Below are 11,832 nucleotides of genomic sequence, written 5' to 3' on the forward strand. Positions count from 1 at the left end.
GCGTCACGGGGAAACGGCGTCTCAACGCTAACGGTCTTGTTTCGGCCCTTGACGTGTACGTGTATCGCACGTGCAATATCACACATCACCAGATGTGAGGAGCCGCATATGCGTGCCATCCCCCTGAAGTGCTTCACGTCGCTGGCCGTTCTCGGCCTCCTGGTCACCGGATGCGGCCAGGGGCTGCTCGGTGACGGAGGCGGAGGCCAGACGGCCGCCGCGAAGGACGAGCCGATCGTCCTCGGCATGCTGATCCCGCAGTCGGGCAGTGAGGCCGCCATCGGCCCCTACATGAGCAACGCGGCGCGGCTCGCGGTCGACGAGATCAACGCCAAGGGCGGTGTGCTCGGCCGCAAGCTGGAGCTGAGGACCGCCGACGACGCCTGTGACGCCCAGTCCGCCGCGGCGGGCGCCAACAAGCTGGTCACCGAGGGGATCGACGTCTCCGTGGGCGGCTACTGCTCCGGCGCGACGCTCCCCACCCTGCCGATCTTCGGCAAGGCCGGAATCCCGATGATCATCCCGGCCGCCAACTCCCAGGAGCTGGTCGACCAGAAGCTCAAGCACGTCTTCCTGATCAACGGCACGGGCTCCCAGCAGGCCGAGGCCGCAGAGAAGTGGATCACCAAGCAGGGGTCCGGGAGTGTCGCGCTCATGCACGACAACACCAGCTACTCCAAGGACATCGCGCTGCGTACCCAGGCCCTCCTGGAGACCCCCGGCGGAGCCGAGGCCGTGATCACCGAGGCGGTCACCCCGAAGGAGAGCGACTACAGCGCCAACATCACCAACGTGCTGGCCAAGAAGCCCGACTTCGTCTACTGGACCGGCTACTTCCAGGAGGGCGGCCTGATCGCGCGCCAGCTCCGGCAGGCCGGGTACGAGGGCTCCATCATGGTCGGCGACGGCTCGGTCTCCCCCAAGCTGGTGGAGATCGCCGGAGACGAGGCCGCCGAGGGACTCTACGCCACGATGACCCAGACGCCCGACACCCTCCAGGGCGCGGAGGGCTGGATCGAGGCGTACAAGAAGAAGTACGCCTCCGAGCCGGGCCCGTACTCCAACCAGGCCTACGACGCGGTGCGGCTCGCCGCCGAGGCGGTCACCAAGGCGGGGTCCACCGACGGCGACAAGGTCATCGCGGCGCTCGAGGCGATCGACGGCTTCTCGATGTTCTCCGGGCCGCTGAAGTTCACCCCCGAGCACACCCTGGCCAACGGCGGCTTCCAGATCCTCGTCGTCAAGGGCGACGGGTTCGCCCTGCAGGACGCCCTCCGGTGACGCAGCTCGTCTGGAACGGGCTGTTCGTCGGCTCGTTCTACGCCCTGGTCGCCCTGGGGTACAGCATGGTCTACGGGATCATCAAGCTGCTCAACTTCGCCCACGGCGACCTGTACATGCTCGGCGCGTTCGCCGGTTTCGCCATCCTCGGCGCGGTCGGCGGCGTGTCCTCCTCGACGGCCCTGCCGCTGCTGCTCGCGGTGCTCCTGGCGACCATGGTCGTCACCGGCCTGGCCGGGGTGGCGCTGGAGCGGATCGCCTACCGCCCGCTCCGCCGCGCCCCGCGGCTGTCCCTGCTGATCACCGCGGTCGGGGCCTCCTTCGCCCTGGAGTACGGGATGCGCGCGGTGGCCGGGGCCGACCCGAGGGTCTACCCGGTACGGCTGGGCGGCACCTCGATGGAGATCCTCGGGGCCAGGCTCACCGTGCAGCAGATCGTCCTGATCGGCGTGGCGGTGCTCCTCATGGCCGGGCTCAACCTGCTGGTCACCCGCACCCGCGAGGGCCGGGCCATGCGGGCCATCGCGCTGGACCCGCGCACCAGCGCGCTGATGGGCGTCGACGTCAACGCGGTGATCTCCCGCACCTTCTTCGTCGGCTCGGCGCTGGCGGGGGCCGCGGGCGTGATGGCCGGGGCCTACTACGGGAAGATCGACTTCATGATGGGCTTCCTGATCGGGCTCAAGGCCTTCACGGCGGCCGTCATCGGGGGCATCGGCAACATCCCCGGCACGATGCTCGGCGGCCTGCTGCTCGGGCTGCTGGAGTCGTTCGGCACGTTCTGGCTGGGCGGTGAGTGGCGCGACGTGTTCGCCTTCGGGGTGCTGATCCTGTTCCTGACGGTGCGGCCCACCGGTCTGCTCGGCGAGCGCGTCACGGAGCGCGTATGACCGGGCCTGCCGGGCTCGGTGAGTCCACCGGACCCGCCGGGCCCGCCGCGACCGGGGTCCGCCGCCTCGGCACCGGCAGGCCGCCCAGCCGGGCGTCGAGGCTGATGCGGAACCGGTGGGCCGGGCTCGCCGGGCTGCTGGTCGCGCTGCTGGCCCCCTTCGTCGACGCCACGCCGTACGCGCTGTCGGTCATGACCAGCGCGGCCATCGCCGTGATGCTCGCCGCCGGGCTGAACATCGTGGTCGGCTACTGCGGCCTGCTCGACCTGGGCTACGTCGCCTTCTTCGCGGTCGGCGCCTACACCAGCGGCGTGCTGGCCACCCGCTTCGACCTGCCGCTGCTCGCCACGGTGCCCGCCGTGCTCGTGGTCACGGTCGTCGCCGGGATCGTCATCGGCGCCCCGACCCTGCGCCTGCGCAGCGACTACCTCGCCATCGTGACCCTCGGCTTCGGTGAGATCATCCGAATCACCGCCAACAACCTGGACGTCACCGGCGGGCCCTCGGGCATCTACGGCATCCCGCACCTGGTCGAGCATCCCGCGGCCTTCTACTACGTCACCGTGGCCGTCGTCTCGCTGGCCGTCCTCGGCGCGGCGCGGCTGGGCCGCTCCCGCCTGGGCCGGGCCTGGCGCTTCGTCAGGGAAGACGAGGACGCCGCCGAGGCGATGGGCGTGCACACCTACCGGGTCAAGCTCGCCGCCTACATCGCCGGGGCGGTCTGGGGCGGCCTGGCCGGGGTGCTGTTCGCCGCGCAGCTGTCGGCCATCTCGCCGGGCAGTTTCACCTTCCTGTCGTCGGCGCTGGTGCTGATGGCCGTGGTCCTGGGCGGCATGGGCTCGACGCCCGGCGTCGTCGTCGGCGCCGTCGTGATCAGTGTCCTGCCGGAGATCCTGCGCGACCTCGCCGACTACCGGTTCTTCCTGTTCGGCGTACTCCTCATCGCCTTCATGCTCCTGCGACCGCAGGGGATCTGGCCGGCCCGTTCCAAGGAGGTCCCGTGAGCCTGCTGAGCGTGGCCGACCTGCGCCTGACCTTCGGCGGGCTGGTGGCCATCGACGGCCTGTCGTTCTCGGTGGACGAGGCGGAGATCGTTTCGGTGATCGGGCCCAACGGGGCGGGCAAGACGTCGGCCTTCAACTGCGTCACCGGCTTCTACCGGCCGACCTCCGGCCGGATCACCCTGCGCGGCAGGGACCTGCCGGGGTTGCGGCCCTCGGCCATCGCGGGCCTGGGCGTCGCGCGGACCTTCCAGAACCTGCGGCTGTTCGGGGAGCTGTCGGTCCTGGACAACGTACGCGCCGGATCGCACCTGTGGCTGCGCCAGAGTGTCCTGGACGCCCTGCTGCACACCCCGCGCTACCGGCGCTCCGAGCGTGAGTGCACCGAGCAGGCCCACCACTGGCTGGACTTCGTCGGCCTGCGCGGCGACCGGTACGGGCGGGCCGGAAACCTCCCCTACGGTGAGCAGCGCCGTACGGAGATCGCCCGTGCCCTGGCCCGCCGCCCCGACCTGCTGCTGCTGGACGAACCCGCGGCCGGGCTCAACCGGGGCGAGAAGGCCGAGATGCTCGACCTGATCCGGCGCGTCCAGGCGCTGGGGGTGGCCATCGTGCTCATCGAGCACGACATGGGCCTGGTCATGGAGGTCTCCGAGCGCGTGGTCGTGCTCAACTTCGGCAGGGAGATCGCCGACGGCCGCCCCGAGGACGTCCGGCGCGACCCCGCCGTCATCGAGGCCTACCTCGGTGGTGACACCGCCGCCACCGGGGGCGAAACCGGCGGGACCACGACGAACGGGAAAGACGGCGTGGGGAGAGACGGCGTAAGGAGAGACGGCGCCGGGAAGGACCGCGCGGCGGAAGGCGGCACGGGCGGGGAGACCGAGGGGAAGGACGGCACCGCCGGGGGAGACGCCCATGCTTGACATCGACGGGCTGGACGTCCACTACGGCGGCGTACACGCCCTGCGCGGCCTGTCCCTCGGCGTCGCCGAGGGCGAGATCGTCGCCCTGCTGGGCAACAACGGCGCGGGCAAGACCACCACGCTGTCCGCGATCTCGGGACTGCTGCGGCCCAGCGGCGGCAGGGTGACCTTCGACGGGAAGGGGATCACCAGGGAGAAACCGCACAGGATCACCGCGCGCGGCCTGGTGCACGTCCCGGAGGGCCGCAGGATCTTCAGCACGCTCAGCGTCCACGAGAACCTCCAGCTGGGCGGTTACCTCGTCCGCGACCAGGCGGAGCTCCGCGCGCGGATCGACCGCGTCTACGAGGTGCTGCCCCGCCTGGCCGAGCGGCGCGCACAGCAGGGCGGCACGCTGTCGGGCGGCGAGCAGCAGATGCTCGCCATCGGCAGGGCGCTCGTCACCGGACCCCGGCTGCTGCTGCTCGACGAGCCCTCCATGGGCCTGGCGCCCCTGGTGGTCGCCTCGGTCATGGAGCTCATCGCGGGCATCAACGCCCAGGGCACCTCGGTGCTGCTGGTCGAGCAGAACGCCGTCGCCGCCCTCGGGATCGCGCACCGCGGCTACGTGATCGAGAACGGTGAGTGCGTCCTCGACGGGCCCGCCGCCGAGCTCCGCCGGGACCCCCGGGTGGCCGAGGCCTACCTCGGCGGGGCCGGGGAGAGCGGGCGGAGATGACCGGCGGGCCCGCCGTCGGCGCCGTGCCCGCGGGATCGCCCCCCGGGTGTTCGGAGGCCCCCTCATGGCCTGGGAGGATGAGGGGGTGGCGGGTTCCGCCGACGAGGCGCGGACGCGAGCGACACGAGAGGCTCCGGTATGGCTCCTAGGGCGGACGGCCGGCTCGACCTGCCGGCCGTGAGCGAGCGGCAGAGCCTGCGGGAGCAGGTGGCCCACGCGCTCAGGGCGGCCCTGATCGCCGGTGAGATGAGGCCCGGCCTGGTCTACTCTGCCCCGGTCCTCGCCGCCCAGTTCGGGGTCTCGGCGACCCCGGTGCGCGAGGCCATGCTCGACCTGGCCAAGGAGGGCCTGGTCGAGGCGGTACGCAACAAGGGCTTCCGGGTCACGGAGCTGTCGGATCGGGACCTGGACGAGCTGACCGAGATCCGCAGGCTCATCGAGGTGCCCACGGTGGCGCAGCTGGCCGACGCCGGGCGCGCGCCGAGCTTCGAGACACTGCGCCCGCTGGCCCAGGCGATCGTCGACGCCGCCGAGCGCGGTGACCTGCTCGCGTACGTCGACGCCGACATCCGCTTCCACCTCGACCTGCTCGCCCTGGCGGGCAACTCCCACCTCGTGGAGGTGGTCCGCGACCTGCGCAACCGGGCCCGCCTGTACGGCCTGTCCGCCCTGCACCGGAGCGGCACCCTCACCGACTCCGCCCGCGAGCACCTCACGCTGCTCGCCCTGCTCTCCGAGGGCGACGCGAGCGGTGCCGAGCGGCTGATGCGCGCCCACATCCGGCACGTCCGCGGCATCTGGGCCAGCCGGCCCGAGGAGTGACGCGGCCCGGCGGCCGGAACGAGACGGGACGGGGACGGCGGCTCGCCGGGCGGGCGGGACGGGACGTGGCGGCGCGGCTCGGTGGGCAAGCGGGCGAACCGTCCGGGCGAACCGCCAGGGAGCACCGGGAGGGGGTCAGCCGGTGCTCCGGGAGGCGCCGACGCTGGCGATGACCACGCAGCCGATGGCGGCCCACTCGCGGACCTGGAGCACCTCGCCCAGGATGACCAGCCCGACCAGCGCGGCCATCGCGGGCTCCAGGCTCATCAGGATGCCGAAGACCCGCTTGGGCATCCTGCGCAGCGCCTCCAGCTCGATCGAGTAGGGGATGACCGACGACAGCAGCCCCACCCCGAGCCCGATCAGCAGCAGTTCGGGCTGGAGCAGGTCGGTGCCGCCCGAGGCGATCCCGGCGGGGGCGACCAGCACGCAGGAGACGATCATCGCCAGGGCGAGGCCGCTTGTCCCGGGGAAGCGGCGGCCGACCGAGGCCGACAACAGGATGTAACCGGCCCAGCAGATCGCCGCCACCAGCGCGAAGGCGATCCCGGCCCAGTTGATCCTGGACGCCCCCGAGCCCCATGGGGCCAGCAGCACCACGCCCGACCCGGCTAGCGCGACCCAGAGCAGGTCGAGGCGACGGCGCGAGGCCGCCACCGCGACGCCGAGCGGGCCGAGGAACTCGATCGCCACCGCGATGCCCATGGGCAGCCGGGCGAGCGCCTCGTAGAACGACAGGTTCATCACGCCCAGCGTCACGCCGAACGCCACCCCGGCCCCGATGTCCGCCCTGGACAGCCCGCGCAGCCGGGGCCGGACGACCAACCCCATGATCAGCGCGCCCGTCGCGATCCGCAGGAACACCACGGCGCTCGGCGGCAGCTGGGAGAAGAGATCCTTGGCGAAACCCGCACCCACCTGCACCGACATGATGGCCAGCAGTACCAGCCCGGACGGCGGGATGGCGTCGGAGGCGGCTCTCAGCAGCGCTCCGGGCCCGGACAGTCCCGGCTTGTACGGCTCGGCGGGCCCGTGCAGGGCTTCGGCGGTCACGACTCTCCTCATGCCAGGTGCAAAGTAATAGATGACACCTTACTGATCGGGGCTCTCCTTTTCCGTGGCGTCCGCGATGCGAGACGGCGCCGCCAAGGGACGCTCCGGCGGGAGAGCGGCCCTTCCGCCAACGGGCCGTTCCCCCGCGGGGAGGGCTTCGTCGTCTATCCGGCGTCCGGCGCGGGTTCGCGGGTGTAGAGCGCCACGGTCATGCCGGGTACGCGACCCGTCCGCCAGGCCTTGGCCCGGACGAATCCCTCCTTGACCAGGGTGGTGACCCGGCCGACGCGCGAGGCCGCCTCGGATCCGCCCCGCCAGATCACCCAGACCCGCTCGCGCCCGGCCACCGCGGCGGCCACGTCGGAGCGTTCGGGGTAGCCGAAGGAGTCGGGCAGGGGGCCGGGCCCGGCGAGCAGCACGTCGTCGGGCAGCCCCCTCCCGCCGTGCCGTGTCTCGTCGTAGTAGCGGAAACCCTCGCGCAGGGAGGAGCGCCCGTAGAGGAGGGCGTCGCCCGGCCGCCCCTCGCTCGCGAGGATCCGTACCGCCCGGGGGAAGTTCTCGTGGTGCCCGTCCTCCTTGCGGAAGTCCAGCTGGCCGGGGATCCCGGCCGCCAGGACGCCCGCCAGCGCGACCCCGGCGGGCAGGCGGGGCAGCGCGGCGAGGGCGAGCCCGGCCAGCAGCGCGTACGCGGGCACCGTCGCAAACAGGTAGCGGTCGACGTAGACCGGCGAGACCAGGTGCGACAGGGTGAACAGCAGCAGGGGCGGCAGGAGCGCCCAGGCGCCCAGCAGGACGATCCAGAGCCGGTCGGCGCCGTGCCGCCGGCTCAGGAACGGGGCGGCCGCCGCGACGGCCATCACCACGCACCCCGCCAGGGCGGTGCCCCCGGCCATCTTGGGCAGCGCCAGGAACACGTCGGGTCCCGGCATGGTGATCCAGCTGATCGCGTGCCGCTCGGCGAAGCCGACCGCCGCCCAGACGGCCCCGGGGACGGAGCCCAGGGCCATGCAGGCCAGCGTCCTGGGCAGGACGCCCCGCCCGTACACCCCGATGGCGAGCAGGTGCGCGGCCAGTACGAGCAGCGCGAACACCTGCGTGCAGCCCAGCAGCGCGACGGCGGCGGCGTACCTCCACCAGGCGCCGCGCCGTCCGGGCTCCTCGATCGCCCGGTACAGCGCCCAGGTGGCCAGGACCGCGGCGGCGGCGGCGAACGCGTAGGAGCGGACGTTCTGCCCGTGGTAGGAGACCGAGGGCAGGAAGACGTAGACGGCGGCGGCGGTCAGTCCGGCGGGCTGCGAGCTCAGCCGGCGTCCCAGGTCGGCGATGAGCGCGGTGGCCGCGCCCGTCGCGAGCGCCGAGGGCAGGCGCATCCACCACTCGGCCTGCCCGAACTCCAGCCACAGGTGCATGAACCCGTAGTAGGGCAGGAAGTGCCCGTCGATGTGCTGGGCGAGTTCCCAGAGTCCCCCGGCGCCACGGCGGGCCGCGCTGAGGGTGGCGAGCTCGTCCGACGACTGGGAGACCGTGGAGGAGCCCGCGACGGCGACAAGCGTGGCAACGATCCCCATGGCCAAACTTGGCCAGATTCGCCCCGTATGTCGTGTCGCCGGACGGGATGAAGATCGCGTTCCGGTAATGATCACTTGGAGGATGGTAGATCGTGGCGATCATCCTCGTTGATCTTTTGACGTGATAAGTGGGGATACTCCCGGTTAAGTGATGCCTAGTACGAGGTTTCCGGCCGGGTCATTCCCAGCGGAACGTCCGGGAGGTCAGGAAGAGCGACACCGCCGCCCACGCCGCGAGGATCGCCACGGCCGCGAGCGGCGGTCCCGCGCCGTCACTCAGGACGGTGCGGAGCCCTCCGGTCAGCGCCGAGATCGGCAGCAGCTCCAGCACCGGCCGTACCGCCTCGGGGAACTTCGCCAGCGGGAAGGCGACCCCGCCGCAGGCGAGCAGGAGCAGGTAGACGAGGTTCGCCGCGGCGAGCGTGGCCTCGGCGCGCAGCGTCCCCGCCATCAGCAGGCCGAGCCCGCTGAACGCGGCGGTGCCCAGCACGACCAGCAGGAGCGCCGCGAGTGGCGAGCCCTCGGGGTGCCAGCCCAGGGCGAGCGCCACCGCGCAGATGACCGCCACCTGGATGACCTCCACGGCGATCACCGCGAGCGTCTTGGACAGCATCAGCCCGGTCCGTGACAGCGGGGTCGCGCCCAGCCGCTTCAGCACGCCGTACCGGCGCTCGAAGCCCGTCGCGATGGCCTGCCCGGTGAAGGCGGTGGACATCACGGCGAGCGCGAGCACCCCGGGGGTCATGAAGTCGATCCGGGAACCGCCGCCCACGTCGACGATCGGGGCGGAGGAGAGGCCGACGAGCAGCAGCACCGGGATGATCATCGTGAGCAGCAGCTGCTCGCCGTTGCGGAGCATCGCCCGGATCTCCGCGCCGGTCTGGGCCGCCACCATCCGGCCCAGCGGCGCGGCTCCGGGGGCCGGCGTGAGGTCCAGGGTCGTCATGGGGCTCTCCTGCGATCTGGTGTTCGGCATGGCTCGGGCCGCGCCCGGACACGCGCGGGGCGCCGGCGAGGGGGCTTCGGAGTCGTCGGGTGAGCAAGGGGTTCCGGGAGCGTCAGCGGGGCGAAGGGCTTCGAGGACGTCACCCGGGCGAAGGGCGCGGGAGGCGTCATCGCAGCTCACGCCCGGTCAGCTCCAGGAAGACGTCCTCCAGGGTGCGCCGCTCGATGCTGAGGTCATCGGCGGTCACGCCCTCGGCGGCGCACCAGGTCGTCACCGTGGCCAGGAGGCCGGGCGCGACCTGCCCCTCGATGATGTAGTGCCCCGACGGCGACTCCTTGGCCGCGCTGCCGGCGGGCAGGGCGGCGAGCAGCTCGTCCAGGCAGAGGCCGGGCCGGGCGCGGAAGCGCAGCTGCCGCTCGGCACCGGTGAGGGAGGAGGGGGTGCCCTGGGCGACCACCCTGCCGCGGTCGATGATCACGATCTGGTCGGAGAGCTTCTCCGCCTCGTCCATGTGGTGGGTGGTGAGCACCACCGAGACCCCGCTCGCGCGCAGGTCCTCCACCAGCTGCCAGCAGGCGTGCCTGGCCTGCGGGTCCAGGCCCGCGGTCGGCTCGTCGAGGAAGACCAGCTCGGGACGGCCGATGACCGCCCCCGCCAGCGACAGGCGCTGCTGCTGGCCGCCGGAGAGCCTGCGGTACGGGGTGCGGGCGTGCTCGCTCAGCCCCAGCCGCTCCAGCAGTGCCGCCGGGTCGAGCGGGTGGGCGTGGAAGCGGGCCATCAGCCGCAGCCACTGCCCGCAGCGGGACGCGGGGGGAACGCCGCCCGCCTGGAGCATCACCCCGACCCTGGCCCGCAGCTCCGGCCTCGACGGGGCGAGCCCGAGCACCCGCACGCTGCCGCCGTCGGCCCCGCGGAACCCCTCGCAGATCTCCAGGGTGGAGGTCTTGCCGGCCCCGTTGGGGCCCAGCACCGCGGTGACCGCGCCACGGGCGGCGGTGAAGGTCAGGCCGTCGATCGCGGTCGTCCCGCCGTATCTCTTGACCAGGTCGACGATCTCGACGGCTGGGGAGTCCATGGCCACGAGTTTAGGGACTGCGCCCGCCGGTCACTCTCCCGGACCACGCCTCCGGGGCCGCCCCGGGCCCGTTCACCGGCCGGAACCGGACCCGCCCGACCGGCACTTAAAGCTTTTTCCGAGAAAATTTCCGAAATACAGGAATTCGGATGACCGGTTGTTGGTTGGGACGCTTCGGCCCCCATGGGCCCGTCATCGCCCGTAGCCAGGGGGCGTGACCTGCGACCAGAGACCTGCGACCGAAAAGGGGATACGGGTATGACCGCGGCCGTCGTCGAGCCGGAGGTGGCGCCGACCGTACGGCGCAGGTCACTGTTACTGCTCATCCTGGGCGCGCTGTCGGCGGTCGGCCCCCTGTCGATCGACATGTACCTGCCCGCCTTCCCCGCCATCGCCGCCGACCTGGGCAGCGGGCAGGCGCGGGTGCAGCTCACCCTCACCGCCTGCCTCATTGGATTCTCCGTCGGGCAGGTCGTCGCGGGCCCGATCAGCGACGCGCGCGGCCGGCGGGGCCCGCTGCTGGTCGGCATCGCCGCCTACGCCGCCGCCTCCCTGCTGTGCGCCTTCTCTCCCTCGGTGTACGGGCTGGTCGGGTTCCGCCTGCTCCAGGGCATCGCGGGCGGCGCCGCGCTGGTGATCGTCCGCGCGGTCGTCCGCGACCTGTACGAGGGGGCGGCCATCGCCCGCATCTTCGCCACCCTCATGCTCGTCACCGGCCTCGCGCCGATCCTGGCCCCGATCGCGGGCGCGCAACTGCTCGACCACACCTCCTGGCGGGGCGTGTTCGTCGCGCTGAGCGTCTCGGGGCTCCTGCTATTGGCCTCCGCGCTGTTCGGGGTACGCGAGACGCTGCCCGCGGCCCGGCGCGAGAACGGCGGGCTGCGGCACACCCTCGTCACCTTCTGGCACCTGCTCCGCGACCGCCCCTTCATGGCCGCCACCCTGTCCGGCGGGCTGGGCTTCGCGGCCATGTTCGCCTACATCTCCGGGTCGCCCTTCGTGCTCCAGGACGTCTACGACACCTCGGCGCAGACCTTCTCCCTGGTGTTCGGGCTGAACGCGCTGGGCCTGACCGTCACCGCGCAGATCGGCGGGCGCCTCGCCGGGCGGCTGGACCCGGCCCGGCTGATCCTCGCCGGGTTGTTCCTGAGCGTGGCCGGGGCCGCCGGGGTGCTCGTCACGGCACTGCTCCACCTGCCCCTGCCGATGCTGGTCGCCACGCTGTTGACGATGATGTGCGGGGCGGGCCTCGTCCTGCCGGGCACCGCCGCGCTCGCCCTGGCCGGTCAGCCCCCGCAGGTCGCCGGGAGCGCGGCCGCGCTGACCGGTGTGCTGCAGTTCGGGCTCGGCGCGCTCGCCGCTCCGCTGGTGGGTCTGGGCGGCGAGGGATCGGCACTGCCGATGGCCGTCGTCCTGGCCGGTTTCACCGTCGCCGCGCTCGCCGTCTTCGTCGGGCTGCGGGGGACCTCGCGGAGCGTTTCCCCAGGTTAGGTAAGGCTTACCTGCGTGACGAACCACATTCCGGAGGGCCGGGCATCGGGTTTGTAACTGA

At 72.3% G+C, this 11,832-nt stretch carries 11 protein-coding genes; 7 read left to right on the top strand and 4 right to left on the bottom strand.

The annotated features are described in order from the left end of the window. Nucleotides 1-108 precede the first annotated feature (108 nt). From ABD817_RS26580 to ABD817_RS26605, 6 genes are all read left to right on the top strand, one after another. Nucleotides 109-1,281, top strand: coding sequence for a branched-chain amino acid ABC transporter substrate-binding protein (locus ABD817_RS26580; RefSeq protein WP_344920879.1), 1,173 nt, complete (start codon nucleotides 109-111; stop codon nucleotides 1,279-1,281). Continuing rightward, nucleotides 1,278-2,171, top strand: coding sequence for a branched-chain amino acid ABC transporter permease (locus ABD817_RS26585; protein ID WP_344920880.1), 894 nt, complete (start codon nucleotides 1,278-1,280; stop codon nucleotides 2,169-2,171). Before ABD817_RS26580 ends, ABD817_RS26585 begins: the two co-directional genes overlap by 4 nt. Then, the gene (locus tag ABD817_RS26590) at nucleotides 2,168-3,175 is read left to right on the top strand and encodes a branched-chain amino acid ABC transporter permease (protein ID WP_344920881.1); all 1,008 of its coding nucleotides are present in this window, start codon (nucleotides 2,168-2,170) and stop codon (nucleotides 3,173-3,175) included. Before ABD817_RS26585 ends, ABD817_RS26590 begins: the two co-directional genes overlap by 4 nt. Next, a complete protein-coding gene (locus tag ABD817_RS26595) occupies nucleotides 3,172-4,098 on the top strand; it encodes an ABC transporter ATP-binding protein (protein WP_344920882.1) in 927 nt (308 codons plus the stop codon). The genes ABD817_RS26590 and ABD817_RS26595 overlap by 4 nt, the downstream gene beginning before the upstream one ends. Then, nucleotides 4,091-4,816, top strand: coding sequence for an ABC transporter ATP-binding protein (locus tag ABD817_RS26600; RefSeq protein WP_344920883.1), 726 nt, complete (start codon nucleotides 4,091-4,093; stop codon nucleotides 4,814-4,816). The genes ABD817_RS26595 and ABD817_RS26600 overlap by 8 nt, the downstream gene beginning before the upstream one ends. Nucleotides 4,817-4,954: 138 nt before the next feature. Then, nucleotides 4,955-5,638: a GntR family transcriptional regulator gene (locus tag ABD817_RS26605; protein ID WP_344920885.1), complete on the top strand. Its 684-nt coding sequence runs from the start codon at nucleotides 4,955-4,957 to the stop codon at nucleotides 5,636-5,638. Nucleotides 5,639-5,773: 135 nt separating this feature from the next. On the opposite strand, the gene ABD817_RS26610 is transcribed toward ABD817_RS26605, so the two are convergent. The 4 genes from ABD817_RS26610 to ABD817_RS26625 form a co-directional block, all read right to left on the bottom strand. After that, nucleotides 5,774-6,691 carry an EamA family transporter gene (locus ABD817_RS26610; RefSeq protein ID WP_344920886.1) on the bottom strand — a complete coding sequence of 306 codons (918 nt, stop codon included), beginning with the start codon at nucleotides 6,689-6,691 and terminating at the stop codon, nucleotides 5,774-5,776. 164 nt (nucleotides 6,692-6,855) lie between these two features. Further along, the gene (locus ABD817_RS26615; RefSeq protein WP_344920887.1) at nucleotides 6,856-8,259 is read right to left on the bottom strand and encodes a glycosyltransferase family 39 protein; all 1,404 of its coding nucleotides are present in this window, start codon (nucleotides 8,257-8,259) and stop codon (nucleotides 6,856-6,858) included. A gap of 178 nt (nucleotides 8,260-8,437) precedes the next feature. Beyond that, a complete protein-coding gene (locus ABD817_RS26620) occupies nucleotides 8,438-9,205 on the bottom strand; it encodes an ABC transporter permease (RefSeq protein WP_344920888.1) in 768 nt (255 codons plus the stop codon). A 166-nt stretch (nucleotides 9,206-9,371) separates the two neighbouring features. Next, nucleotides 9,372-10,280: an ABC transporter ATP-binding protein gene (locus ABD817_RS26625; RefSeq protein WP_344920889.1), complete on the bottom strand. Its 909-nt coding sequence runs from the start codon at nucleotides 10,278-10,280 to the stop codon at nucleotides 9,372-9,374. Nucleotides 10,281-10,538: 258 nt separating this feature from the next. Between ABD817_RS26625 and ABD817_RS26630 the strand changes: the two genes are divergently transcribed. Continuing rightward, entirely contained in the window at nucleotides 10,539-11,771 is a 1,233-nt protein-coding gene (locus ABD817_RS26630) for a multidrug effflux MFS transporter (RefSeq protein ID WP_344920890.1), read from the top strand. Nucleotides 11,772-11,832 lie beyond the last annotated feature (61 nt).

This window comes from Streptosporangium oxazolinicum, assembly GCF_039537505.1.
Taxonomy (GTDB): Bacteria; Actinomycetota; Actinomycetes; order Streptosporangiales; family Streptosporangiaceae; genus Streptosporangium; species Streptosporangium oxazolinicum.